This is a genomic window from Mycobacterium sp. NPDC003449 (genome assembly GCF_053588415.1).
The window spans coordinates 1-23,780 of the sequence record NZ_JBSFPX010000017.1 but is presented as its reverse complement, the minus strand read 5'-3'; the positions used below and the strand labels follow the sequence as shown (position 1 = coordinate 23,780).

General features: G+C 68.0%; 22 protein-coding genes and 2 pseudogenes. 11 read left to right on the top strand and 13 right to left on the bottom strand.

Annotated features, from left to right (window positions below; translation table 11 throughout):
* Positions 1 to 2: 2 nt before the first annotated feature.
* Positions 3 to 608: a cholesterol catabolism transcriptional regulator KstR gene (gene kstR, locus ACWDTP_RS07555; protein ID WP_450018143.1), complete on the bottom strand. Its 606-nt coding sequence runs from the start codon at positions 606 to 608 to the stop codon at positions 3 to 5.
* Between the two features lie 276 nt (positions 609 to 884).
* On the opposite strand from kstR, the gene ACWDTP_RS07550 reads away from it, so the two are divergent.
* Together ACWDTP_RS07550 and ACWDTP_RS07545 are read left to right on the top strand one after the other, a co-directional pair.
* On the top strand, positions 885 to 3,032 hold the full coding sequence (locus ACWDTP_RS07550) for an acyl-CoA dehydrogenase (protein WP_450018141.1): 2,148 nt from the start codon (positions 885 to 887) through the stop codon (positions 3,030 to 3,032).
* An 81-nt stretch (positions 3,033 to 3,113) separates the two neighbouring features.
* Positions 3,114 to 3,440 (top strand): hypothetical protein, encoded by a 327-nt coding sequence (locus ACWDTP_RS07545; protein WP_450018140.1) that lies wholly within the window; start codon positions 3,114 to 3,116, stop codon positions 3,438 to 3,440.
* Here ACWDTP_RS07545 and ACWDTP_RS07540 read toward each other — a convergent pair.
* A complete protein-coding gene (locus ACWDTP_RS07540; protein WP_450018208.1) occupies positions 3,369 to 3,917 on the bottom strand; it encodes a hypothetical protein in 549 nt (182 codons plus the stop codon). The genes ACWDTP_RS07545 and ACWDTP_RS07540 overlap by 72 nt on opposite strands.
* Positions 3,918 to 3,981: 64 nt before the next feature.
* Positions 3,982 to 5,043, bottom strand: a complete 1,062-nt coding sequence (locus tag ACWDTP_RS07535) for a 2Fe-2S iron-sulfur cluster-binding protein (RefSeq protein WP_450018138.1) — start codon at positions 5,041 to 5,043, stop codon at positions 3,982 to 3,984.
* 154 nt (positions 5,044 to 5,197) lie between these two features.
* Between ACWDTP_RS07535 and hsaA the strand changes: the two genes are divergently transcribed.
* The 5 genes and pseudogenes from hsaA to ACWDTP_RS07510 all read left to right on the top strand — a co-directional run.
* On the top strand, positions 5,198 to 6,388 hold the full coding sequence (gene hsaA, locus ACWDTP_RS07530) for a 3-hydroxy-9,10-secoandrosta-1,3,5(10)-triene-9,17-dione monooxygenase oxygenase subunit (protein ID WP_450018136.1): 1,191 nt from the start codon (positions 5,198 to 5,200) through the stop codon (positions 6,386 to 6,388).
* Position 6,389: 1 nt separating this feature from the next.
* A complete protein-coding gene (gene hsaD / locus ACWDTP_RS07525) occupies positions 6,390 to 7,256 on the top strand; it encodes a 4,5:9,10-diseco-3-hydroxy-5,9,17-trioxoandrosta-1(10),2-diene-4-oate hydrolase (RefSeq protein WP_450018134.1) in 867 nt (288 codons plus the stop codon).
* A 3-nt stretch (positions 7,257 to 7,259) separates the two neighbouring features.
* Positions 7,260 to 8,159 (top strand): iron-dependent extradiol dioxygenase HsaC, encoded by a 900-nt coding sequence (gene hsaC, locus ACWDTP_RS07520; protein WP_450018132.1) that lies wholly within the window; start codon positions 7,260 to 7,262, stop codon positions 8,157 to 8,159.
* Positions 8,160 to 8,161: 2 nt separating this feature from the next.
* Complete coding sequence (gene hsaB, locus ACWDTP_RS07515) at positions 8,162 to 8,728, top strand: 3-hydroxy-9,10-secoandrosta-1,3,5(10)-triene-9,17-dione monooxygenase reductase subunit (RefSeq protein ID WP_450018130.1); 567 nt, start codon at positions 8,162 to 8,164, stop codon at positions 8,726 to 8,728.
* A gap of 147 nt (positions 8,729 to 8,875) precedes the next feature.
* Positions 8,876 to 8,989: pseudogene (locus tag ACWDTP_RS07510) on the top strand (SDR family mycofactocin-dependent oxidoreductase); the annotation flags it as partial.
* A gap of 27 nt (positions 8,990 to 9,016) precedes the next feature.
* On the opposite strand, the gene ACWDTP_RS07505 reads toward ACWDTP_RS07510, so the two are convergent.
* Positions 9,017 to 9,601, bottom strand: a complete 585-nt coding sequence (locus ACWDTP_RS07505; protein WP_450018128.1) for a TetR/AcrR family transcriptional regulator — start codon at positions 9,599 to 9,601, stop codon at positions 9,017 to 9,019.
* Positions 9,602 to 9,735: 134 nt separating this feature from the next.
* Between ACWDTP_RS07505 and ACWDTP_RS07500 the strand changes: the two genes are divergently transcribed.
* A complete protein-coding gene (locus tag ACWDTP_RS07500) occupies positions 9,736 to 11,019 on the top strand; it encodes a cytochrome P450 (protein WP_450018126.1) in 1,284 nt (427 codons plus the stop codon).
* On the opposite strand, the gene ACWDTP_RS07495 is transcribed toward ACWDTP_RS07500, so the two are convergent.
* From ACWDTP_RS07495 to ACWDTP_RS07455, 9 genes and pseudogenes are all read right to left on the bottom strand, one after another.
* The gene (locus ACWDTP_RS07495; protein ID WP_450018124.1) at positions 11,000 to 12,232 is read right to left on the bottom strand and encodes an NAD(P)/FAD-dependent oxidoreductase; all 1,233 of its coding nucleotides are present in this window, start codon (positions 12,230 to 12,232) and stop codon (positions 11,000 to 11,002) included. The genes ACWDTP_RS07500 and ACWDTP_RS07495 overlap by 20 nt on opposite strands.
* Positions 12,229 to 13,617 (bottom strand): FAD-dependent oxidoreductase, encoded by a 1,389-nt coding sequence (locus ACWDTP_RS07490; protein WP_450018122.1) that lies wholly within the window; start codon positions 13,615 to 13,617, stop codon positions 12,229 to 12,231. Before ACWDTP_RS07490 ends, ACWDTP_RS07495 begins: the two co-directional genes overlap by 4 nt.
* Positions 13,614 to 15,038: an FGGY family carbohydrate kinase gene (locus tag ACWDTP_RS07485; RefSeq protein WP_450018120.1), complete on the bottom strand. Its 1,425-nt coding sequence runs from the start codon at positions 15,036 to 15,038 to the stop codon at positions 13,614 to 13,616. Before ACWDTP_RS07485 ends, ACWDTP_RS07490 begins: the two co-directional genes overlap by 4 nt.
* The gene (locus tag ACWDTP_RS07480) at positions 15,038 to 16,522 is read right to left on the bottom strand and encodes an amino acid permease (RefSeq protein ID WP_450018118.1); all 1,485 of its coding nucleotides are present in this window, start codon (positions 16,520 to 16,522) and stop codon (positions 15,038 to 15,040) included. The genes ACWDTP_RS07485 and ACWDTP_RS07480 overlap by 1 nt, the downstream gene beginning before the upstream one ends.
* A gap of 87 nt (positions 16,523 to 16,609) precedes the next feature.
* Positions 16,610 to 17,395, bottom strand: a complete 786-nt coding sequence (locus ACWDTP_RS07475; RefSeq protein WP_450018116.1) for a DeoR/GlpR family DNA-binding transcription regulator — start codon at positions 17,393 to 17,395, stop codon at positions 16,610 to 16,612.
* Positions 17,396 to 17,483: 88 nt separating this feature from the next.
* Positions 17,484 to 17,967, bottom strand: a pseudogene (locus ACWDTP_RS07470) (class I SAM-dependent methyltransferase).
* Position 17,968: 1 nt separating this feature from the next.
* Entirely contained in the window at positions 17,969 to 18,397 is a 429-nt protein-coding gene (locus ACWDTP_RS07465; protein ID WP_450018115.1) for a TA system VapC family ribonuclease toxin, read from the bottom strand.
* Positions 18,384 to 18,632 (bottom strand): type II toxin-antitoxin system VapB family antitoxin, encoded by a 249-nt coding sequence (locus ACWDTP_RS07460; protein ID WP_450018113.1) that lies wholly within the window; start codon positions 18,630 to 18,632, stop codon positions 18,384 to 18,386. The genes ACWDTP_RS07465 and ACWDTP_RS07460 overlap by 14 nt, the downstream gene beginning before the upstream one ends.
* A gap of 27 nt (positions 18,633 to 18,659) precedes the next feature.
* Positions 18,660 to 19,565 carry a LysR family transcriptional regulator gene (locus ACWDTP_RS07455; RefSeq protein ID WP_450018111.1) on the bottom strand — a complete coding sequence of 302 codons (906 nt, stop codon included), beginning with the start codon at positions 19,563 to 19,565 and terminating at the stop codon, positions 18,660 to 18,662.
* A gap of 132 nt (positions 19,566 to 19,697) precedes the next feature.
* On the opposite strand from ACWDTP_RS07455, the gene ACWDTP_RS07450 reads away from it, so the two are divergent.
* From ACWDTP_RS07450 to ACWDTP_RS07440, 3 genes are read left to right on the top strand one after another with little or no spacing between them, the layout of a single operon-like run.
* Complete coding sequence (locus ACWDTP_RS07450) at positions 19,698 to 21,026, top strand: MFS transporter (protein ID WP_450018109.1); 1,329 nt, start codon at positions 19,698 to 19,700, stop codon at positions 21,024 to 21,026.
* Complete coding sequence (locus ACWDTP_RS07445) at positions 21,023 to 21,769, top strand: SDR family oxidoreductase (protein WP_450018107.1); 747 nt, start codon at positions 21,023 to 21,025, stop codon at positions 21,767 to 21,769. Before ACWDTP_RS07450 ends, ACWDTP_RS07445 begins: the two co-directional genes overlap by 4 nt.
* 2 nt (positions 21,770 to 21,771) lie before the next feature.
* Positions 21,772 to 23,706 carry an acetoacetate--CoA ligase gene (locus ACWDTP_RS07440; RefSeq protein ID WP_450018206.1) on the top strand — a complete coding sequence of 645 codons (1,935 nt, stop codon included), beginning with the start codon at positions 21,772 to 21,774 and terminating at the stop codon, positions 23,704 to 23,706.
* Positions 23,707 to 23,780 lie beyond the last annotated feature (74 nt).

Below are 23,780 nucleotides of genomic sequence, written 5' to 3'. Positions count from 1 at the left end.
CGCTAGATCTTAGGTTGGTCGTCCGTCCCGATCAGCAGGCGCACGGCCAGGTCCAGCCGCTTGGCGACGTCGGTGGCCGACGCGCGCCGGGTCAGCCAGGCCAGCAGGTTCGACAGCCACACATCCGAGATCACCCGCGCGATGTGGTACTGGTCCTCGGTCGGCTCGCCGTCGCTCATGGCGCGGGCGAACATTGAGTCCATCAGCTTGCCGACATGGTCCACCTCGCCCGCGGCCGATGCGTCGGCGAAGACGAACGCCCTGGTCATGGCCTCGGTCAGCAGCGGGTTGCGCTGCATGGCGCGGTTGAGTTTGCCGACCATGAAGTTCAGCCGCTGGTAGGGGGTGCCGCCGGCCAGCGAGGTCCGGTCGGTCTTGGCGTCGATGCGTTCGAATTCGCGGCCCAGTGCCGAGACCAGCAGGTGCACCTTGGACGGGAAATAGCGGTAGAGCGTGCCGACGGCGACATCGGCGCGTTCGGCGACGGCCCGCATCTGCACCGCCTCGTAACCGCCCTTGGAGGCGATGGCCAGGGTGGCGTCGAGGATGCGTTTGCGGCGTTCCCGCTGCGCTTCGGAACCGAGTTCGGACTCGGCGAGAACGGACACGTTCGTCACCTCACGTGGTCGCGAGTCCGACCCGGTCGACGACTCGGGCCGTGCTGGCTGTGACACGCCTGGCATGGGATTGGTGACTCCTTCTTGTTGCGTACCTGGTCGAAAACGATACGCACGCCGATCTCCTTTTGCGCACTTCCGGGTCGGTGAGACACGGACGTGTCCTGCTGCTATGTGGTTCGACTTGACTGCCGAACACTGTCACCATTAGAACACGTTCTAGTGGGAAGCGCGGACTTCTCGCACTGGGGGCTAGGAGGTCCACACATGGCCGGGGCATCAGCGACCATCACCGACGAGCGGTCGGCCGCCCGCGACCTCGTGCGCAGCTGGGCCTCGGCCTCCGAGGCGATCGCGGCCGTGCGCACCATCGAACAGGATGCCGGCGCCTGGCGCGGGCCGTATGCAGGGCTCGCCGACCTGGGGATTTTCGGTGTCGCGGTGCCCGAGGACCGGGGCGGCGCCGGCGGCTCCGTCGAGGACCTCTGTGCCATGGTCGACGAGGCGGCGGCGGGCCTGGTCGCCGGGCCGGTGGCCACGACCGCGCTGGCCACGCTGATCCTGACCGACCCGGCCGATGCCGAGGTGCTGGCGGCCCTGATGTCGGGTGAGCGCACGGCGGGTGTGACATTGCACGCCGACCTGCGGGTGAGCGGCGCCACCGGGTCCGGCACCGCCGAGTATGTGCTTGGCGCCGACGCCGGTGGGGTGCTGCTGCTGCCCGCCGGCGAGCAGGTGCTGCTGGTCGATGCGGCCGCCGAAGGCGTGACCGTTGAGTTGGCGGCCGGCACCGACTTCTCGGTGCCACTGGCCCGGGTCTCGCTGGACTCCGCCCCGGTCAGGGTGCTTGATGTATCGCGGCGGCGGTTCGAGGACCTGGCCGTGGCGGTCCTCGCCGCCGAAACCGCGGGCCTGGCCCGGTGGGCGCTGCGGACCGCGACCGAGTACGCCAAGGTGCGTGAACAGTTCGGTAAGCCGATCGGCAGCTTCCAGGCGGTCAAGCACATGTGTGCCGAGATGCTGCTGCGCTCCGAGCAGATCTCGGTCGCGGCGGCCGATGTCGCCGGGGCGGCGGCGGAATCCGACGATGTGCAGCTTTCGGTGGCCGCCGCGGTCGCCGCGGCCACCGGCATCGACGCGGCCAAAGCCAATGCCAAGGACTGCATCCAGGTCCTCGGCGGGATCGGCATCACCTGGGAACACGATGCGCACCTGTACCTTCGCCGGGCCTACGGCATCGCGCACTTTCTCGGTGGGCAGCGGCCTTGGCTGCGCCGCATCGCGACGCTGACACAGCAGGGGGTTCGCCGCAAGCTGAGCATCGACCTTGAGTCGGTTGCCGGGCTGCGCCCGGAGATCAGCGCCGCGGTCGCCGAGGTGGCCGCCACACCGGCCGGGCAACAGCAGGTCGCGTTGGCCGAGTCCGGACTGTTGGCCCCGCACTGGCCGAAGCCGTTCGGCCGCAACGCATCCCCGGCCGAACAGCTGCTGATCGACCAGGAGCTGGCCGCGGCCGGGGTGACGCGTCCCGACCTGGTGATCGGGTGGTGGGCGGTGCCCACGATTCTCGAACACGGCAGCCCAGGGCAGATCGACCGGTTCGTGGCACCGACGCTGCGCGGCGAGGTGGTCTGGTGCCAGCTCTTCTCCGAGCCCGGTGCGGGTTCGGACCTGGCCGCGTTGCGGACGAAAGCCGTTCGCGCGCAAGGCCCGAACGGGGAACCGGGATTCAAGCTCACCGGCCAGAAGGTGTGGACCTCGGCGGCGCAGAAGGCGCACTGGGGGGTGTGTCTGGCCCGCACCGATGCCGACGCGCCCAAACACAAGGGCATCACCTACTTCCTGATCGACATGCGCTCGCCGGGCATCGTGATCCGGCCGCTGCGCGAGATCACCGGCGACGAGTTGTTCAACGAGGTGTTCTTCGACGAGGTGTTCGTGCCCGACGACATGGTGGTCGGCACGGTCAATGACGGCTGGCGGCTGGCCCGCACCACGCTGGCCAATGAGCGGGTGGCCATGGCGGCCGGGACCGCGCTGGGCAATCCGATGGAGGAGCTGCTGGAAAAGGTCGGCCGCGACGGCGTGTCCGAGAGGGTCGACCCGGCCGATCAGGACCGGCTCGGGGCCCTGATCCTGACCGCGCAGGTCGGCTCGTTGCTGGATCAGCGCATCGCCCAGCTGGCGGTCGGCGGCCAGGACCCGGGCGCGCAGGCCAGTGCCCGCAAGCTGATCGGGGTGCGCTACCGGCAGGCCCTGTCCGAGTTCCGGCTGGAGCTCTCGCAGGGTGGCGGCGTGGTGCAGAACCGCGAGGTGCACGATTTCCTCAACACCCGCTGCCTGACCATCGCGGGTGGCACCGAACAGATCCTGCTGACCCTGGCCGGGGAACGGCTGCTGGGCCTGCCCCGGTAGCCGCACTTCCCCGGCGAGCAGACGCGGCGGTACCCCGGAAAGCGCTTTCACGGGTACCGGAGTGTCTGCTCGCGAGGGTTAGTGGCCTACCGGCACACCATCGAGGTCGTCGACGTCGACCCGGCGATCCGCACGATCCGCACCCGCGAACACGGCGGGGTGCTGCGCCGCTGGGATCACACGCTGCACGTCGAACCGGTCGCCGACGGCACCTGCCGGTACAGCGACATCGTCGACATCGATGCCGGTCCGCTGACCGGGATGGTCGTCGTGCTGGCCCGCGGCATCTACGCCTACCGGCACCGGCGCTGGCGCAAACTGGTGCGCAAGCACCTCTCAGAACCGGGTCTGGGCGCAGGCGGTCGGGGTGGTGAGGTTCGCACCGCCGGAGACCACCTGAATCACTGAGCAGGCGATGAAGTCGGAGTCGGTGTTGGGCCTGCCGGTGGCCCAGTCGGTCGGCACCGATTCCCCGTCGACCCTGAACCGTTCCAGCGGCCCGCCACCGAAATAGGTCACCGAGATCTCGGGGCTGTTGGTGGACCTGAGCAGCCGGGACAGCACATTGTCGTGGTTGGACCCCTTGATCTCACGGGGCATACCGGACGGTGCGCTGTAGGAGACCTCCTGCCACACGTCGCGGTTCATGCTGCGCAGGGTGATGGTCTGGCGGGCCCAGGTGTCGCCGGGGAAGCCGACCGGCCCGTCGGGGGTCAGCAGATTCGCCGAAGTGTTGAAGGCGCACCTGCCGCCCGAACAGTCGGCGGTGATGTGCATTTCCAGGGTGCCGTTGGGGGTGGGTATCGACGTCGTCGCGCTGTTGACCGCCGCGGTGGCTACCGCTGGGGCCGCCAGCGCGGCGATCGAGGCGGCGATCACCGGCATCGCGAAAACCCCAAGAATCCTCTGCACGGTGCTCCCTCCGGTCCGGCGAATGTTAGCCCGCAGGCTATTCGTCGTAGGTGACTTCCACCGAATCCGACACCGGCGTCGCCTGGCACCCCAGGATCAGCCCCTCCTCGAGGTCGGACGGTTCGAGCACATCGTTGATCTCCATCTCGACCTCACCGGAGCGCTTGAGCACCGCGCACGCTCCGCAGTGCCCCTCGCGGCAGGAGAACGGCGCGTCCAGCCCCTTGTCGAGCAGCACGTCGAGCAGTTTCGCCGAACGCGGCCAACGGATCTCGTGGGTGGTTCCGTCGAGTGTGACGACCGCGGTGGCGGGCCCCCGGTCGTCGTCCTCGTCGTCGGCGATGACCACCGCGGCGAACGGATCGGACTCCAGCGATTTGAACACCTCGATGTGGATGCGGTCGTCGGGGGTGCCCGCCGCACGCAGCGCCTCCTCGGCGGCGGCCATGAACGGTCCCGGCCCGCAGATGAACGCCTCGTGCCCGGAGAACGGCGCGGTCAGGCCGGCCAGCGCGGCCGGGCTCGGCAGGCCCTGCACGGTTTCCAGCCAGTGCACCACGGTCAGCCGGTCGGGGTATTTGGCGGCGAGTTCGCGCAGTGCGGCCGCGAAGATCACCGAGTTCTCGTCCCGGTTGGCATAGATCAGCCTGACGTTGCCGCTGCCCTCGGCCAGCGCCGACTTGCAGATCGCCATCATCGGGGTGATGCCGCTGCCCGCCGCCAGCAGCAGGAAGTCGCGGTCGAGGTCGCGGGGTACGAAGGTGCCCGACGGCGCCAGGACGTGGATACGCATCCCGGCGTGCGCGTTGTCGCACAGCCAGTTCGACGCGTACCCGTCGACGGTGCGCTTGACCGTGACGGTCAACTGGCCGTCGGTGACCGGTGAGCTCGACAGCGAATAGCAGCGGGCCACCGAACCGGTGCGGTCGCTGGGGACCCGCAGGGTCAGGAACTGCCCCGGCGCGTACTGCAGCCGGTCCTCGGGGATGTCCGCCCCGTCCGGCACGCAGAACACCAGAGAGCGGGCGTCGGCGGTCTCCTCGACCACCTCGGCCACCTGCAGTTCGAGCACGTGGCTGCCCAGTGGCTCATCAGTCACGGGATGTAGCCCTCTCTGTCGACAAACCGGTCATAACTAGAACATGTTACAAAAACCTAGTTGCGCTGGTCCAGCCGCTGTAGGAACACGCTGCTCGACACAAATCGTAACGTGTTCTAATCTCTCCTTAGATCCGATTCTGGGAGGCGAATCAGTGACGTCCATTGAACAGCGCGACGTGCAGGCGGTCTTGGCCGGCATCGACGAATTGTTGCCGCAACTGCGTGAACGCGCCCAGGCCACCGAGGACCTGCGCAAGATCCCGGAGGAGTCCATCAAGGCGCTCGACCAGGTCGGCTTCTTCAAGCTGCTGCAGCCCGAGCAGTGGGGCGGCCTGCAGGCCGATCCCACGCTGTTCTACGAGGCGGTCCGTCGCATCGCCAGCGCCTGCGGGTCGACCGGCTGGGTCGGTTCGATCATCGGTGTGCACAACTGGCACCTGGCGCTCTTCGATCAGCAGGCCCAGGAAGAGGTGTGGGGCGAGGACCCGACGGTCCGGGTGTCCTCCTCGTATGCGCCGATGGGCGCCGGTGTGGTGACCGAGGCCGGTGACGGCTACCTAGTCAACGGGTCGTGGAACTGGTCGTCGGGCTGCGACCACGCCACCTGGGCGTTCCTGGGTGGCCCGGTGATCAAGGACGGCCGCCCGGTCGATTTCGGCAGCTTCCTGATCCCGCGCAGCGAGTACACCATCGACGACGTCTGGCACGTGGTCGGCCTGCGCGGCACCGGCAGCAACACCGTCGTGGTCAAGGACGTGTTCGTGCCGCGGCACCGGTTCCTGTCCTACAAGGCGATGAACGACGGCACCGCGGGCGGGTATGCGACCAACACCGCGCCGGTCTACAAGATGCCTTGGGGTACCGTGCATCCCACCACCATCTCGGCGCCGATCGTCGGCATGGCCTACGGCGCCTACGACGCGCACGTCGAGCACCAGGGCAAGCGGGTGCGCGCGGCGTTCGCCGGTGAGAAGGGCAAGGACGATCCGTTCGCCAAGGTGCGCATCGCCGAGGCGGCCAGCGATATCGACGCCGCATGGCGTCAGCTGATCGGCAACGTCGGTGACGAGTACGCACTGCTCAGGGATGGCAAGGAGATTCCGTTCGAGCTGCGCACCAGGGCCCGGCGTGACCAGGTGCGGGCCACCGGGCGCGCCATCGCCTCCATCGACCGGCTCTTCGAGTCGGCCGGTGCCACCGCGTTGGCCAACAGTGCACCGCTGCAACGGTTCTGGCGCGACGCTCACGCGGGGCGGGTGCACGCCGCCAACGATCCCGAGCGGGCCTACATGATCTTCGGCAACAACGAGTTCGGTCTGCCGCCCGCGGACACGATGGTCTGATATGACTGCGACGCAAGAGATCACCTTCGAATCCACCTCGCGCTACGCGCAGGTGCGGGATGATATGCGGCTGCACTTCCACGAGGCGGGTGACCCCGGCACCCAGACCATCGTGCTGCTGCACGGTGGTGGGCCCGGTGCGTCGAGCTGGTCGAACTTCGGCCGCAATATCGCGGTGCTGGCCGAGCGCTTCCACGTGATCGCGGTCGATCAGCCCGGCTACGGCCACTCCGACAAGCACACCGAGCACGAGCAGTACAACCGCTACAGCGCCAAGGCGCTGCTGGGCCTGTTCGACCACCTCGGCCTGCAGGGCCGGATCCCGCTGCTGGGCAACTCGCTCGGCGGCGGCACCGCGGTGCGGTTCGCGCTGGACTACCCGGACCGCGCGGGCAAGCTGGTGCTAATGGGGCCCGGCGGGCTGAGTGTCAACCTGTTCGCTCCGGATCCCACCGAAGGCGTCAAACTGCTCGGCAGGTTCGCCGCGGATCCCACCCGCGAGAACATCGAGAAGTTCCTGCGCATCATGGTCTTCGACCAGAGCCTGATCACCCCGGAGTTGATCGACGAGCGGTTCGCGATCGCAAGCGCGCCCGAGTCGCTGGCGGCCACCCGGGCGATGGGTAAGTCCTTCGCCGGTCCGGATTTCGAGCTGGGCATGATGTGGCGCGAGGTGTACAAGCTGCGCCAGCCGGTGCTGCTGATCTGGGGCCGGGAGGACCGGGTCAACCCGCTCGACGGCGCGCTGGTCGCGGTCAAGCAGATTCCGCGGGTGCAGCTGCACGTGTTCGGTCAGTGTGGGCACTGGGCCCAGGTCGAGAAGTTCGACGAGTTCAACAAGCTGACCATCGATTTCCTTGGAGGCTAGCTGATGAGCATCAAGTCACTGGGATATCTGCGCATCGAGGCCACCGATGTGGCCGCCTGGCGCGAGTACGGCCTGAAAGTGCTCGGCATGGTGGAGGGTAAGGGCCCGACGGAGGGGGCGCTCTACCTGCGGATGGACGAGTTTCCGGCCCGGCTGGTGATCGTGCCCGGCGACCACGACCGGCTGCTGCAGTCCGGCTGGGAAACCGCGAATGCCGCCGAGTTGCAGGATATCCGCGGTCGGCTTGAGGCCGCGGGCACGCCATACAAGGAAGCCACGGCGACCGAACTTCTCGATCGCCGCGTCGACGAGATGATCACGTTCGACGATCCCTCCGGCAACACGCTCGAGGTTTTCCACGGTGTCGCGCTCGAGCACCGCCGCGTGGTCAGCCCGTACGGGCACAAGTTCGTCACCGAGGAACAGGGCCTCGGCCACGTCGTGCTCACCACCAAGGACGATGCCGAAACCCTGCACTTCTACCGCGATGTGCTGGGCTTTCATCTGCGCGATTCGATGCGGCTGCCACCGCAGCTGGTCGGGCGGCCGGCCGACGGGGCGCCGGCCTGGCTGCGCTTCCTCGGGGTCAACCCGCGCCATCACAGCCTGGCGTTCATGCCGGGCCAGACCCCCAGCGGGATCGTCCATCTCATGGTCGAGGTGGGCGAGGCCGACGACGTCGGCCTGTGCCTGGACCGCGCACTGCGCCGCAAGGTCAAGATGTCGGCCACCCTGGGCCGTCACGTCAACGACAAGATGCTGTCCTTCTACATGAAGACGCCGGGCGGGTTCGACATCGAATTCGGCTGCGAGGGGCTCGAAGTCGACGATGCGGATTGGGTTGCCAGGGAGTCCACGGCGGTCAGCCTGTGGGGCCACGACTTCACCGTCGGATTCAAGTAGGCATGTCCGGCACCACGATCGACCCGCGCACCTTCCGCAATGTGCTGGGCCAGTTCTGCACCGGCATCACGATCATCACCACGGTCCACGACGACGTTCCGATCGGGTTCGCCTGCCAGTCGTTCGCGGCGCTCTCGCTCGACCCGCCGCTGGTGTTGTTCTGCCCGACCAAGCAATCCCGGTCCTGGCAGGCCATCGAGGCCAGCGGCAGGTTCTGCGTGAACATGCTGCACGAGAAGCAGCAGCAGGTGTCCGCGCAGTTCGGCTCGAAGGCTCCGGACAAGTTCGCCGGGATCGATTGGACACCATCGGAACTCGGCTCCCCGGTGATCGACGGCAGCCTGGCTCACATCGATTGCCGGGTGCACTCCGTGCACGACGGCGGTGACCACTTCGTGGTGTCCGGTGCGGTGCAGTCGATGTCCGAACCGCCCTCCATCAAGCCGCGGCCCCTGCTCTTCTACCGCGGTGAGTACACCGGCATCGAGCCGGACAAGAACACGCCTGCGCAGTGGCGCGACGACCTGGAGGCGTTCCTCACCACCACCACCAACGACACCTGGCTCTGAACTTTTTCCGTTGACAGACTGGGCCCTCCCCTTTCCGGGGAGGGCCCAGTCGTCGGATCGGCCCGACGACGCTCCGCCTATTGACATGTGAGAGCACTGGTGTAACTGTTTGATCGATCGATCAAATTGTTGACGAGAGGGCTACGCATGCCGGGCAGGGTGGAGGGCAAGGTCGCATTCATCACGGGTGCGGCGCGCGGGCAGGGCCGAAGCCACGCGGTACGGCTGGCGCAGGAGGGTGTCGACATCATGACGGTTGACGCGGGCAGCATGCTGAAGTAGCGGAACCTAATCCGTTGTCGCGAAACGTCGCAGCAACCGGTCGACGAAGGCGCGGAACTCGGCGTGGCCCGCGGTCACGCCGACCGCCTCCTCGTTGCAGATGCTGCGCGCGGACTGGGTCAGCAGCATCGACATCACGATCGGGGGGAACTGCTCCATATCGATGCCGTGGGCACGGAGCACGCCGGCCATGGCGGCGGTCTCGATATCGCGGACCCGCTCCGAATAGGCCTTGAGCTCCGCGCCGATCACCTTGCGGTGGTTGGCCAGTGCCATGAACTCGGTGTTGAGTCCGGTCAGCCGCGAGTCGGAGTTGATCAGCCACATCGCGCGGAGCGGGTCGTCGTCGGTGATCGCGTCGCGCATCCGGGCCAGCGATGCCTCGGCACCGCTGCGGAGCACGGCGACGAACAGGTCGTCCATGGTGTCGAAGTAGTAGTAGACCAGGGCCGACCGGACGCCGGCCTGGGCCGCGATCCGGCGCGTGGTCGCCGCGGCGTAGCCCTCGTCGCGGATGACCTGGGCGGTCGCCTCGATGAGGCGGCGCCGGGTGCCGGCATCGCTGTCCTTGTTGGTGCGGACTGCCGCCATCAGCCGAAAGCTTTGCGGGGCAACCGATATGGTGCCTGCAGCAGATATCTTGACGGCTCCGGAGGGGGAGTGGTAAGCATGATGCATCGTAGCAGTTTGATCAATCGATCAAATTTGAGGGAGGCGGCTGACCGATGAGCGATCTGGCAACCGTGGACTACTTCTCCGACCCGGACATCACCCAGGATCCGTACGAGTATTTCGACTACCTGCGCAGCCAGGGGCCGGTGTTCACCGAACCGCACCACGGTGTCGTCGCCGTCACCGGGTACCCGGAGGTGGTCGCGGCGTTCAAGGACGCCGATTCGTTCTCGGCGGTCAACGCCATCGGCGGCCCGTTTCCGCCGCTGCCGTTCGCGCCGGAGGGCGACGACATCACCGCGCAGATCGAGGCGCACCGTCATGAGTTCCCGATCTTCGAGCATATGGTCGTGATGGATCCGCCCCGGCACGAGCGGGCCCGGTCCCTGCTGAGCAAGCTCCTGACGCCACGGCGGCTCAGGGAGAACGAGGATTACATCTGGCGGCTGGCAGACGAGCAGCTCGACGAGTTCGTGGCCAACGGCCGCTGCGAATTCCTCGGCGAGTACGCCAAGCCGTTCGCCACGTTGGCGATCACCGATCTACTGGGGGTGCCCGAGCAGGACCGGGCCGAGTTTCGGCTGGCCCTCGGGGCGGGCAAACAGCCCGGCAGCCGGGTGGGTGCGCTCGACGGCGAACCGGTCGGCCTTAACCCGTTGCAGTACCTCGACGACAAGTTCAGCGGCTACATCGCCGAGCGCAGGCGCGAACCCCGCCCGGATGTGCTGGGTGGTATGGCATCCGCGACTTACCCCGACGGATCGGTCCCGGAGCTGCTGGAGGTGGTGCGCCCGGCCACCTTCCTGTTCGCGGCCGGGCAGGAGACCGTCACCAAACTCCTCAGTGCCGCGGTCCAGACCCTGGGCGACCGGCCCGAATTCCAGCAACGGCTCCGTGAGGAGCCCACGCTGATTCCGGCCTTCATCGAAGAGGCGTTGCGCATTCAGAGCCCGACCAAGGTCGACTTCCGGCTGGCGCGTAAGACCACCACCCTTGCCGGGGTGCCGATCAAGGCCGGGACCGTACTGATGCTGTGCCTCGGCGCGGCGAACCGGGACCCGCGCAAGTTCGACGATCCACACGAGTTCCGGGTCGACCGGCCGAATGTGCGTGAGCACATCGCCTTCGGGCGTGGCATCCACACCTGCGCGGGCGCCCCGCTGGCCAGGGTGGAGGGCCAGATCACGGTCCGCAGGCTGCTGGAGCGGATGCGCGACATCGCCATCAGCGATGCCGCGCACGGTCCGGCCGGCGACCGGCGCTACGCCTACGAGCGCACGTTCCTGCTACGCGGGCTCACCCGGTTGCACATCGAGTTCACCCCAACGACAGCGTGATCGGGCCACCGTACCGATCGGCGGCGTCGAGGATGCTCGACGGCACCCGGAACACCCGGCCGGGGGACGCGGGCCACGGCAGCCGCTTGCGGCCGATGACGTTGCCGTCCTGGTACGCGACGACCGTCGGGATCCGGACCAGTTCGTCGGTCCACATCAGCAGCCGGTTGCGTGCCGGTGCCAGGTCGCCGGGCCGCAGGAGCCCCGGCGAGACCCAGCGCAGCGGCGCCCCGGCCCGGATGCGGATCGACCCGTCGGGCATGGGGTCCCCACTGAGATAGCGCCGAACCTGCTGTGCGACATGGCGGCCGTCGAGTGCGGCGATGTCGGCGGTGTCGACCGGATGCAGCAGATTGCCTATCGCGAATACACCGCCCCGGCTGGTCCGCAGTGCCGTGTCCACCACCGGGCCGAGCGTGCCGGCGTCGATGTCGAGCCCCGCGGAACGGGCCAACTCGTGGTCGGGGATCCAGTCGCCGGTGAACACCACGGTGTCACAGTCGATCACCCGCCGCTGCCCGGTTCGGAGGTGTTCGACCTCCACGCCCTGCAGGGCTGGTTTTCCGATGATCCGGGTGACCCGGGTGCGGGTGGCCACGTCCACCCCGAGCAGCGGTGTCCGCCCGGCCAGGTTGAACATCGCATAGGACTCGGGTGACGGATACTCGGTCGTCATGAGTGCGGTTCGGCAGCCGGCGTGCTTGAGGGTCAGCACCGCCGAATAGCTCACCAGTTCGGCGCCGACGACGACCGCGCGGCTGCCCACCCTGCGGTGCCGCAGATGCACAGCGTTCTGCAACTGTCCGGTGGTGTAGACCCCGCTGGGCCGGTCACCGGGGATCATCCGGGCCGGGCGGGGCCGTTCGCGGGCTCCGGTGGCCAGGATGATCGCGCGGGCGTCGATACGTTCGCGGCCCTGCGGCGAGGTGACTTCCAGCGTGGTCGGACCGGCCCAGCCGGTGACCATCGTGCTGGTGCGGATGGCGGCTCCCGCCGACGTGGCGCGCTGTACCAGGCGGCGGGCATAGGCCGGGCCGCTGATGAAGGTCTTCATATCGCGGATGCCGTAGCCCGGGTGGTCGCTGTGCCTGGGGATCCCGCCGGCCGCGAGCTCGCGTTCCAGCACAACGACATTCAGTGCCGGGGCCAATGCGGCGGCCGCGGTCAACCCGGCCGGGCCGCCGCCGACGATCGCGACGTCGTAGGTGGTCATCGGGTCGCCCCCTCGAATATCGACTGCACCTCGGCGCCGCAGTAGAACGCCTGGCAGCGGCCGTTCATCACCCGGGTGCGACGGCGCAGGCCGTCCAGGCCGGCGGGCGGGATCGGCGAGCGGCACGCATCGCGCAGCTCGCCTTCGGTGACCCGCTCGCAGAAGCACACGATCCGGCCGTAGGCCGGGTCGTCGCCGATCATCTCGGCCTGTTGATACGGCCGCGGGAACGCCTCGCCCAGGTTGGGCATCCTGGGTGGATCGGGCAGGCTGGTGCGCGCGGCCGGTGCCAGACCTGATGAGAACAGTTGCTCGCGTGCGTATTCCGCGATCGCCATGCCCGCGGTCAGCCCGGTGGAACGGATCCCGCCGATCAGCAGGTAGCGCCGCGCCGGATCGGCCTCGATGAGGTAGTCACCGTGATCGATGGCCGCGCGCAGCCCGGCGTAGGTCGCGGTCACCTCCTCGTCGAGCAGCCGCGGCATCAGCGCGCGGCCCTTCTCCAGCAGGAATTCGAAACCCGTCTCCGACGTCCCCGTCGCGGTGCGGACGGTGAGGTCCTCCGAGGTGGGGCCGAGCATGACATTGCCGTAGATGGTGGGACTGACCAGCACGCCCTTACCGCGCGAGGTGGGTACCGGCAGCACGATCTTGTCGACGAGCGGTCGGGCCAGCTTGTCGTAGACGATGAGTTCGCCGCGGCGCGGCGTCACGGTGAACCGCGAATATCCGAACAGGCCGTCGATCGCGTCGGCGCCCAACCCGGCCGCGTTCACCACCCAGCGTGCGGTGACGGTGCCGCGTGTGGTGTGCAGTGTGGTGGCGTCGCCGTCGGATTCGATCCGCCGCACCCGGTGATCGAGCAGCAGGGCGGCGCCCCGGTTGACGGCGTCGGTGGCCAGGGCCAGGTTGACCGTCCAGGTGCAGATGATCGACTCGTCGGGAACGGTCAGCCCGCCACGGGCACCGGGACCGAGGTGGGGGACCGCGGCGTAGACGGCGCCGGCATCGACGATCTCGCACTGGTGGTAGCCGTTGGCCTCGGCCTTGTCCTTCAACCCCGGCAGGGCGTCGAGTTGCTCATCGTCCCAGGCCACCAGGAGCGCGCCGGTGTGCTCGACCGGGATGCCGGTGTGTTTCGCATACTCGGACAGCAGGTGATAGCCGCGGCTGACCATCGCCGATTCGAGGGTCCCGGGTTTCGCGTCGAAGCCGGTGTGCAGGATCGCGGTATTGGCCTTGCTGGTGCCGTCGCCGACGTCGTCGCGGGCCTCGAGCAGCGCGACCGACAGCTGGTATCCCGACAGCTCGCGCGCGATGGCCGAGCCGACGATCCCGGCGCCGATGACCACGACGTCGTAGTCCGGACGGTTCGGGGAGGTCATGAATTCTCCTGTGGGTAGGTGGTCGCGGCCAGTTCGCGCCAGGCCGAACGGAATTCATCGGCGCGGGCGGGGGCCCAGCCGGGTTCGTAGGTGGCCGAGGGGGTCCATTCGGCGACGATGTCGCGGATCCGCCGATCGGGCTGCAGGCTGAGCTGGGCGAGTGCGGCCGCGCCGAGTGCGGTGGCATGCGCCGACGGATACACGTCGACCGGGATCTGCAGGATGTCGGCACACGCCTGCATCAGGACCGCGGATCGGGTGAGCCCGCCGTCGGCGCGCAGCCGGTTTAACGGTGGCGCGTCGCTGTCGATCGCCGAGATCAGTTCGGCCACCTGGGCGGCGATGCCCTGCAGCACCGCCAGCACGATGTGTCCGCGCTCGGTGGACAGCGTCATCCCCGAGATCGCGGCGGTGGCCTGGGATTTCCACCACGGCGCGGCCAGGCCGGCCAGCGCGGGCACGCACAGCACACCGGCGCCGTCGGCCGCGGCGACCGTGTCGAGTTCGGCGGCTCCGGTGATGATGCCCAGTGTGCCCAGCCATTTCACGGCCGATGCCGCGGTGTAGACCTGACCGTCGATGCAGAACGTATCCTCGCCTGCGACCCGCCAGGCCACCGACGAGGTCAGGCCCGCGGTGGACCGTACCGGGGTGGCGCCCGTGTTGGCGAGCAGGAAGGCGCCCGTCCCGAAGGTGCACTTGGCCATGCCGGGTTCGAGGCAGCCTTCGGCCAGCAGCGCCGCCTGCTGGTCCACCACCAGCCCGCCGACCGGCACAGAGCCGCCGAATGCGGCTGTGGTTCCGATGATCTCGTCGTTTCCGACGATTCGCGGGAGCTTCTCATCGGCCAAACCGAACACCGCGAGCAGCTCGGGACTCCAGTCCGCGGCGCCGAGTTCCACGGCCAGCGACCGGCTCGCGGTGGTCGCGTCGGTGACGAACTCCCCGGTGAGTTGACGCAGCAGCCAGGTGTCCGATGTCGTCACCACGCCCGCGGTCTCGACATTGCGCCGCAACCAGGCCATCTTCGGGGCCGAGAAGTACGGGTCGAGCACCAATCCGGTTCGTTCGGCCAGCATCTCGCGGTGCTCGCCGAGGCCGGCGCACAGCGCCTCGGCGCGGCGGTCCTGCCAGACGACCGCCTGCGTGAGCGGTCGGCCGGTGCCGGGATCCCAGGCCAGCACGGTCTCGCCCTGGTTCGCCAGCGATACCGCGTCGACCGGCCGCCCGGCCTGGGCGAGTGCGGCCCGGCCCGCGCCGAGCACCGATTCCAGCAGTTCCTCGGGGTCCTGCTCGACGCCGCCGCCGTCGAGATAGCGCGGATGCACCGCCACCTCGGCCAGACCGACGACACCGTGTTCGGGGTCGACGACGATCGCCTTGGTGCCCGAGGTTCCCTGGTCGATGGCCAGTACGGTCATCACACCGCATCCAGTTCCGCGTCGATCGACGCCATTTCCGGCATCTTCAGCCCGTGCCTGCCCCGGGTCACCAGCAGGTACCCCAGATAGCCGGCGCCGATGGCCACCATGACGGCCGCATAGATCCAAGGATCTTTGAAGGAGGCGTCACGGAACAGCGAAAGCTCGAAAACCAGCCACCCGACCGCGACGACCAGGACCGGGATCTCCCAGGCGCCGAGTTTGAAACCGGTGCTCGCGGGCAGGCGCCGCCGGGTGCAGATGTAGAGCGCGATGGTGATGGCGTAGATGATCGCCGGCAGCAGGGTCGCGGCCGAGAACAGCTTGAACAGGGCGTCGGTGCTGGTCGAGAACAGGCCGAGGATCACCGCGGAGATCAGCGCCATCACGATCGTCGCATTCATGGGCGTGCCGAACCGCGGCGAAACCTTCTGCAGCACCTGCCATCCCGGGAATCGCTGATCCCGCGACATCGCCCAGATCAGCCGCACCCCACTCATCAGGATGACCAGCCCGCAGGCGAAGATCGCGACCGCCACCAGCACGAGCAGTGCGGTGCCGACGAACGAGCCGAGAATGTCGCGGATCACGTCGGCGATCGGGGTGCCCGATGCGGCCAGCGCGGTCGGGTCGTCGACGGCGGCCGTCACCACGAGCAGGAACAGAAAGCCCAGCACGCCGGAGGCCAGCACTGCCTGCCACATCGCCTTGGGCACAACGACTTCGGGTCTCTTGGTCTCCTCGGCGAGGTTGGCCGCGGATTCGAATCCGACGATAGTGAACGCGCCGAGCAGGAAGCCGAGCATCCACGGGCCCGCCGAGGTGGCGGTGCCGAAGTCCCAGTACCCCTCGGCCGGGATGTCGCCGCGGGAGAACAGGTTGCCGACCGACAGCTTGTGGGCGATGACGCCGACGACGAACAGCAGCACCACCAGGGCGACCATCCCGATCAGCTCGGCGGTGACGGCGAAGTTGTTGACCCGTTCGGTCCACCTCGTCGACAACCCGACCAGCAGCGCCTGCAACAGCAGCACGCCCGCGGTGATCAGGAATGCGGTCGCGGGGGTGCCGGTGAAGTCGAACAGCGCGGGCACCACGGTGGAGGCCACGGTGTAGTCCACCGCGACCACCACGATCGCCAGGAAGGTGAACGAGATCCAGCCGGTGATCCAGCCGAGGATCGGGTTGGCCAGCCGCGACACCCACTGGTAGGCGTAACCGGTCACCGGGATCCGGGCGGCCAGCGAGCCGATCAGCAGGGCGACGGCGAGCTGGCCGACGATCACGATCGGCCAGGTCCAGATCCCCAACGGCCCTGAGCTGCTGAGCACGCTGCCGTAGGTGGTGAAGATTCCGGTGGCGATCGAGACGAAGGCGAATGCCACGGCAAACGAGGCGAACCTGCCGGTCGCGCGTTCGAGGGTCTGGGTGTAGCCGTATGCGGCCACATTTTCGGAACCGGGTGGTGTGGAAGAATGCGTCATCGATCGGGCTTTCTGACTGGAATTGACTGTTTCGGGAGAGGTGCTCGGTCCGCGGGCGGCGCTGCAACGCCGCCCGCACCCCGAGATTCAGGTGCCTTCATTGGTCGGCCGCGCCGAGAGGACCACACCTCCCGTCTCCTCGATGGCCGCTGCAACGGCCGGGTCGGTGTTCTGGTCGGTGATGAGGCCGTCGACCGCGCCCAGTTCGCACACCCGGTACGGCGCCACCTGCCCGAGCTTGGACGAGTCGGCCAGGATGTAGCTGCGGGCGCTGTTGGCGATGATGGTGCGGCGCACGTCGATCTCGTCGAGGTGAAAGTCGGTGAGCCCGGCCCTGGCGTCGACCCCGCCGGATCCCAGCAGCGCGATGTCGGCGTAGATGTCGGCGAAGAATGCCTTGGTCTTGGCATTCGAGCAGGCCAGATCGCCTGCCCTGACCCGCCCGCCGGCGATCAGCACCTCGATTTCCGGCCGGTCGGCCAGTTCAACGGCGACGGGGAGCGACGGCGTGATCACGGTGCCGGCGAACCCGCGTGGGATGGCCTGCGCGACGGCGGCGGCCGTGGTCCCGATGTCGATGACGACGGTCTGACCGGGCTGCAGCTGCCCCACGGCGACCCGAGCCAGCTGGGCCTTCGCCTGATGGCGGATGATCGTGCGCTCGGTGTAGGAGGGTTCGATGACGCGGCGGTCGGCCACCGCGGCCGCACCCCCGTGGACGCGCCGCAGTGCGCCACGTTCTTCGAGGAGGGCCAGATCGCGGCGGACGGTCTCGGCCGATACCCCCAGCCGGCGGACCAGCTCGTCGGTGCTGACGGCCTGGGCGGTGCCTACCGCCTCGACAATCGCCTCATGACGCTCAACCGGCAGCATGCCTGACCGTCTGTGTGGTTTTTTGACCGTGCATGACGATAATTGTGGGGTGTTGCCTGGCTCACGTCAACTGTGGCCGGCGGAATCCTCAGCGCGGGGTGCAGACGATCGCGATCGCGTCGTTGTCAGCGTCGACACCACCGGCGCCGATGCGTTGTTCCAACCGGTCGCGGAGTTCGGCGCGGGCGGCCGCGGCGAGGGTGAGGACGTTGGAGTAGGTGCACGCCATGTTCACCCAGTCGCCGGTGTCGTAGTGCAGGCGCTCGGTGACATGTCGTCGTTCGACGGTGAAGCCGCATTCTTCGATGGTGCTCAACACCCTTGGCCGTCGCCACCTCTGCCATCCGCGGATCGGGTTCCACGGCAAGGACTTCGGCGCCGGCCGCGGTCAACTGCACCGCCGCGATGCCGGTCCCGGCGCCGACATCCAGTGCCGCCGTGCGGCTGTGCGTCACCAGGTCGGCGATCAGGGCCTGCGGGTACCGCGGGCGATAGCGGTCGTAGTCGGCGGCGGCCGCGCCGAAGGAGTCGGCGCGACGACGATTGGTATGGAACGGGGTTGGGCCGGCCACGTCAGTCGAACGGTAGTCGCCAGCGGAGCCCGGGAAAGCGGGCGAAGGCACGGTCGGTGGTGATCCACGTCGCGCCATTTTCGATGGCGAGCGCGGCGTGGTAGGCGTCGGGCACCGCGTTGGCCTTCGCCCTCGTCTCGGCGCACAGTGAATCGAAGATCGCCCAGTGCCGCGGCCCGGGCCGTAGCGGCACTGCCGACGGTGCGGAGCGGATGGCGCGGCACGCCCCGAGCGCCTGGTCGGTTGAGCTCGCCTCGTGGAACACCCGGTGATTGGTCAGCAACCGCACAACTTCCGACAGCACCGACTCGCTGACACCGACCGGCTCTTCGGCGCTGAGGGTGTCGACCAGCCAGGCCGCGTACCGCTCGTGGTCGACGCTGTCTTCGCGGATCGCGTAGATCAGAACGTTGACGTCAGGGAGCAGCATTGTCGCCCAGGATTTCGGCGAGGGCTTCCTTGTCGTCGAGGTCGACGCCCGGGCGCAGCCCTCCGCTCCCGTGCGTCGGCAGCCGAAACGTCGGTGTGTGGTTCTCGTCGCCGACGCGCGTCAACATCGCCCGCAGCGCATCCTCCACGACGGAACCGAGGGAACGCGACGTCCGCGCGGCCAAGATCTTGGCTTCGGCCAGCAGATGGTCGTCGATGTTGACGGTGGTGCGCACACCGCATCATAACATCATCAACACGCATCATGATGCGCTTCCGCTGCCCAGCAGCACGTCCCGTTGGTCGTCCATCCGGGCGTGGATCGCGTCGACCACGGCGGCCACGACGGGCCGGCGCAGCGTCTCGGCCCGCGCCACCAGCCAGTAGCTCAGTCGCACCGACACGTCGTCACGCAGCACCCGCAGCAGATCGTCGTGGCGGTCGGCCATGAAACACGGCAGCAGGCCGAGGCCCGCGGCGGCCCGGGTGGCCTCGACGTGGACGAACACGTTGGTCGAGGTGACCGATTCCCGCATGGTCGGCGCGAAGCTGGCCGCCAGGTCGAGGTCGTCGACCTGCAGCATGGCGTCGATGAAGTAGACCAGCGGGAACCGGGCCAGGTCCTCGACGCTGGTCGGCGTGCCGTTCTCGGCCAGATATCCGCGGGCACCGTAGAGCCCGAGGCAGTAGTCGCCGAGCTGGATCGCCTCGGCACGCCGAACCTGGGGTGCGCCGACGACGATTTCCAGGTCCAGGCTGGACCGCTGTTGTGAGGCCCGGCGGGTGGTGGCCACGATCTCGACCGTGACGCCGGGGTGATGGCGCCGCACCTGGGCGGCGGCCGGCGCGGCGATATAGGCGCTGAAACCGTCGGTCGCGGAGATGCGGACGACGCCCTCCAGTTGGCGTGGTCCGGCCCCGCCCAGTGAATCCACTGCCGATTCGACGGCTTCGGCGGCGGTGAGGGCTTCGCGGCCGAGGTCGGTGAGCTCCCAGCCGCCCGCCCAGCGGCTCAGCAACCGGCCACCGACCGCCTGCTCGAGTGCGGCGATGCGGCGGGAAATCGTGGTGTGGTTGATACCGAGCTCGTCGGCGGCCGTGGTGTAACGGCCGGAACGTCCCACGGCCAGCAGAACCAGCAGATCGTCAGCGCTGGGCCGTCCCGTCATATCTGCATTTTCGCAGACTGTCGTTGCGCACTTGGGCATTGCGGCGCAATCGACCTGCATGAATACTCACTGGTGCTGTAACAGGCATCACCACCACCTCGACCGGATGATTCAAGTCATAAGGAGTCGCAGATGAGCGCGCCCATTCCGACCGGTCTGCGCCGCGTCGTTGTCGCCTCGATGGCCGGCACGGTCGTGGAGTGGTACGAGTTCTTCCTCTACGGAACCGCGGCCACCCTCGTCTTCAACAAGGTGTTCTTCGCCCAGAGCGCCAACGATCTCGACGCGATCCTTGCGGCGTTCGTCACCTACGCGGTCGGCTTCCTGGCCCGCCCGCTCGGCGGGATCGTGTTCGGGCACTACGGCGACAAGTACGGCCGAAAGCGTCTGCTGCAGTTCAGTCTCCTGCTCGTCGGTGCCTCGACCTTTCTGATGGGCTGCCTGCCGACATTCGGTCAGATCGGCTACCTCGCACCCGCCCTGCTGGTGGTGCTGCGATTCATCCAGGGGTTCGCCGTCGGCGGTGAATGGGGCGGTGCGGTGCTGCTGGTCGCCGAGCACAGCCCCAACCGCAGCCGCGGATTCTGGGCCAGCTGGCCGCAGGCCGGTGTGCCGGCAGGCAACATGCTGGCCACGGTGGTGTTGCTGGTGCTGTACGGTCTGCTGTCCGACGCGTCGTTCCTGTCCTGGGGCTGGCGGGTGGCGTTCTGGCTGTCGGCCGTGGTGGTGCTGATCGGTTACTACATCCGCACCAAGGTCACCGACGCACCGATCTTCGTTGTGGCACAACAGGAAGCCGAGCGGCTCAAGGAGAGCTCGTTCAGCGCCGTCGAGGTCCTCAAACGCTATCCCCGCGGCGTCTTCACCGCGATGGGGCTGCGGTTCGGCGAGAACATCATGTACTACCTGGTGGTCACGTTCTCGATCACCTACCTCAAGGAGCACGTCAAGGCCGATACCAATGCCATCCTGTGGTATCTGCTGGTCGCGCACACGGTGCACTTCGTGGCGATACCGACGGTCGGTCGGCTCTCGGATCGCTATGGCCGTCGCCCGGTGTATTTCATCGGTGCGGTCGGCGCCGCGTTCTGGGGTTTCATCGCCTTCCCGATGATGGACACCGGCCAGTACCTGGTCATCATCGCCGCGGTCACCCTCGGCCTGGTGATCCATGCCCTGATGTACGCGCCGCAGCCGGCGATCATGGCCGAGATGTTCCCGACCCGGATGCGGTATTCCGGTGTCTCCCTTGGTTATCAGGTGACCTCGATCGTGGCCGGGTCGGTGGCCCCGATCATCGCGGTCTGGTTGTTGCGGGCCTACGGATCCTCGGTGCCGATCGCGGTCTACCTGGCGATCGCAGCCCTGATCACGCTGGTCGCGGTGGTGTTCGCCCGGGAGACCAAGGGCGTCGACCTGGCCGACATCGACGCCGCCGATGTGGCGCGGTCCGCGGCATGACTGATTTGGCCGGCCGCAGCGCGCTGGTCACCGGTGCGGCCGGTGGCATCGGCGCGGCCTGTGCCCGCGAGCTAGCGGGCCGCGGGGCCGTGGTCACCGTAGCCGATGTGGACGTCGCCGGGGCCGATGCGCTGGCCGCCGAGATCGGCGGAACGGCATGGGCGGTCGACCTTCTCGACGTCGCTGCGCTTGAGTCGCTCCGACTGGACTGCGACATCCTGGTGAACAACGCCGGCGTGCAGAGCATCGACCCGATCGAGGAGTTCGCACCGGGAAAGTTCCGGATGCTGCTGACGCTGATGGTCGAGGTGCCGTTTCTGCTGGTGCGGGCCGCGCTGCCGCATATGTACGCCAACGGTTTCGGGCGCATCGTCAACATCTCGTCGGTGCACGGGCTGCGGGCCTCCGAGTACAAGGTCGGTTACGTCACCGCCAAACACGCCCTGGAGGGGTTGTCCAAGGTGACCGCGCTGGAGGGTGGGCCGCGCGGTGTGACCAGCAACTGCGTCAATCCCGGCTATGTCAGGACGCCCCTGGTGGCCAAGCAGATCACCGATCAGGCCCGTATCCACGGCATTCCCGAGGATCAGGTGGTGGCTCAGATTCTGTTGAAGGAGAGCGCGATCAAACAACTGGTCGAACCCGACGACGTCGGCGCATTGGTAGGTTGGCTGGCGTCGCCCGCCGCCAGGATGGTGACGGGGGCGTCGTACACGATGGACGGTGGATGGAGCGCACGATGAAGATGACGGCCCCGCAATGGGAGCCGACGCACGAGGGTATCGAATCCGCGCGGGTCACCGACTTCGCCCGGTTCGTCGCGGCCCGCACGGGTATCGATCTGCCCGACTATGCGACGCTGTGGCAATGGTCGGTCGACGATCCGGCCGGATTCTGGGCCGCCCTGTGGGACTACTTCGAACTCGGTGACCGTCCGGACGAGGTGCTCGCCGATCTACGCATGCCCGGCGCTCGGTGGTTTCCCGGGGCCGAGCTCAATTACGTCGACCAGGTCAGGCGCAACGCCCGCACCGACCGGCCCGCGATCCTGTCCGTGGCGGAGGGGGGCGCGGTCACCGAGTTGTCCTGGGCCGAACTTCTGGGCCGCACAGCGGCATTCGCCGAAACCTTGCGCTCGCTCGGAGTTGGTCCCGGTGACCGGGTGGTCGGCTACCTGCCCAACATTGCCGAGGCGATCATCGCGTTCCTGGCCACCGCGAGCATCGGCGCGACCTGGAGCGCCTGCGGTCAGGATTACACGGCCAAGGCCGCGCTGGACCGGCTCGGCCAACTCGAGCCGACGGTGCTGGTGGCCGCCGACGGGTATCGCTTCGGCGGCAAGGCCCACGACAAGACCGGGGACAGCACGGCTCTGCGGGCCGGCCTGCCCACCCTCAAGGCCGCGGTGCTGGTGTCGCGGCTGGGTGAACCCCGGCCCGACTGGCTGGACTGGACGGCGGTCAGCAAACCTTCGAACGACGAACTCACCACCGTCGCAGTGGATTTCGATCATCCGCTGTGGGTCTTGTACTCGTCGGGAACCACCGGTCTGCCGAAGGGGATCGTGCACGGGCACGGCGGCGTACTGCTCGAACATCTCAAGGCCGTTGCGCTGCAATCCGATATCGGGCGCGACGACACCTTCTTCTGGTACACCAGCCCCAGCTGGATGATGTGGAATTTCCAGGTGGCGGGACTGCTGGTCGGTGCCACCATCGTGTGTTACGACGGCAGCCCGACCCAGCCCACGGCCGATGCGCTGTGGAGCATCGCGGCCACGGTGGGTGCGACGGTGCTCGGCACCAGCCCCGGCTATGTGCTGGCCTGCGCGAAAGCCGGTGCGGTACCGCGCGAACAGCACGACCTCTCGGCGCTGAAAGTCGTCGGCATCACCGGCTCATCGCTGCCGCCGTCATCGGCACTGTGGTTGCGCGACAACGTCGGCGAACGCGTCCAGGTGGCATCGATCAGCGGCGGCACCGATGTGGTGTCGGCGTTCATCGGTGGGGTTCCCACCGTGCCGGTGTGGCCGGGGGAGTTGTCGGCGCCCTACCTGGGGGTGGCCCTTGACGCCTGGGACGAGTCGGGCCGGCCGGTCCGCGGCGAGGTCGGTGAGCTGGTCATCACCAAACCGCTGCCGTCGATGCCGATCGCATTCTGGAACGATGCCGACGGATCCCGTTACCGCGACGCCTATTTCGAGATGTTCCCGGGAGTGTGGCGGCACGGCGACTGGATCACCATCACCGACCACGGCAGCATCGTCGTGCACGGCCGGTCCGACTCCACCCTCAACCGGCACGGCATCCGGATGGGCAGCGCCGATATCTACCAGTCGGTGGAGCGGTTACCCGAGATCGTCGAGGCCCTGGTCATCGGCGCCGAGCAGCCCGACGGCGGCTACTGGATGCCGCTGTTCGTGGTGCTGGCCGACGGCGTCGAGTTGTCCGATGAACTGCGCGACCGGATCAAACAGACCATCCGCACCGAGGTGTCGCCGCGCCATGTGCCCGACGAGATCCTGGTCGCTCCCGGCATTCCGCACACCAGGACCGGCAAGAAGCTCGAGGTGCCGGTCAAGAAGCTGTTCCAGGGTGCCGACGCCGCGAAGGTGGTGGAACGCAGCGCCGTAGACAATCCGGATCTGCTGGACTGGTACGTCACGCAGCGTCGAATGTGACGAGGTCGATGCTCAACCCGCCTTCGATCACGCTCACCGATCTGAGCGGTGGTCCCGGCAGCGGTGGTGCGGTC

What these genes read in the sequence shown, in the direction of transcription:
- ACWDTP_RS07450 (WP_450018109.1), top strand. Translation starts at nt 19,698, where the DNA reads ATGAGCGCGCCCATTCCGACCGGTCTGCGCCGCGTCGTTGTCGCCTCG.
- ACWDTP_RS07550 (WP_450018141.1), top strand. Translation starts at nt 885, where the DNA reads ATGGCCGGGGCATCAGCGACCATCACCGACGAGCGGTCGGCCGCCCGC.
- ACWDTP_RS07465 (WP_450018115.1), bottom strand. Translation starts at nt 18,397, where the DNA reads ATGCTGCTCCCTGACGTCAACGTTCTGATCTACGCGATCCGCGAAGAC.
- ACWDTP_RS07495 (WP_450018124.1), bottom strand. Translation starts at nt 12,232, where the DNA reads ATGACCACCTACGACGTCGCGATCGTCGGCGGCGGCCCGGCCGGGTTG.
- ACWDTP_RS07540 (WP_450018208.1), bottom strand. Translation starts at nt 3,917, where the DNA reads ATGCCGGTGATCGCCGCCTCGATCGCCGCGCTGGCGGCCCCAGCGGTA.
- ACWDTP_RS07480 (WP_450018118.1), bottom strand. Translation starts at nt 16,522, where the DNA reads ATGACGCATTCTTCCACACCACCCGGTTCCGAAAATGTGGCCGCATAC.
- ACWDTP_RS07505 (WP_450018128.1), bottom strand. Translation starts at nt 9,601, where the DNA reads ATGGCGGCAGTCCGCACCAACAAGGACAGCGATGCCGGCACCCGGCGC.
- hsaD (WP_450018134.1), top strand. Translation starts at nt 6,390, where the DNA reads ATGACTGCGACGCAAGAGATCACCTTCGAATCCACCTCGCGCTACGCG.
- ACWDTP_RS07490 (WP_450018122.1), bottom strand. Translation starts at nt 13,617, where the DNA reads ATGACCTCCCCGAACCGTCCGGACTACGACGTCGTGGTCATCGGCGCC.
- ACWDTP_RS07500 (WP_450018126.1), top strand. Translation starts at nt 9,736, where the DNA reads ATGAGCGATCTGGCAACCGTGGACTACTTCTCCGACCCGGACATCACC.
- hsaC (WP_450018132.1), top strand. Translation starts at nt 7,260, where the DNA reads ATGAGCATCAAGTCACTGGGATATCTGCGCATCGAGGCCACCGATGTG.
- ACWDTP_RS07445 (WP_450018107.1), top strand. Translation starts at nt 21,023, where the DNA reads ATGACTGATTTGGCCGGCCGCAGCGCGCTGGTCACCGGTGCGGCCGGT.
- ACWDTP_RS07485 (WP_450018120.1), bottom strand. Translation starts at nt 15,038, where the DNA reads ATGACCGTACTGGCCATCGACCAGGGAACCTCGGGCACCAAGGCGATC.
- hsaB (WP_450018130.1), top strand. Translation starts at nt 8,162, where the DNA reads ATGTCCGGCACCACGATCGACCCGCGCACCTTCCGCAATGTGCTGGGC.
- ACWDTP_RS07455 (WP_450018111.1), bottom strand. Translation starts at nt 19,565, where the DNA reads ATGACGGGACGGCCCAGCGCTGACGATCTGCTGGTTCTGCTGGCCGTG.
- ACWDTP_RS07475 (WP_450018116.1), bottom strand. Translation starts at nt 17,395, where the DNA reads ATGCTGCCGGTTGAGCGTCATGAGGCGATTGTCGAGGCGGTAGGCACC.
- ACWDTP_RS07440 (WP_450018206.1), top strand. Translation starts at nt 21,772, where the DNA reads ATGACGGCCCCGCAATGGGAGCCGACGCACGAGGGTATCGAATCCGCG.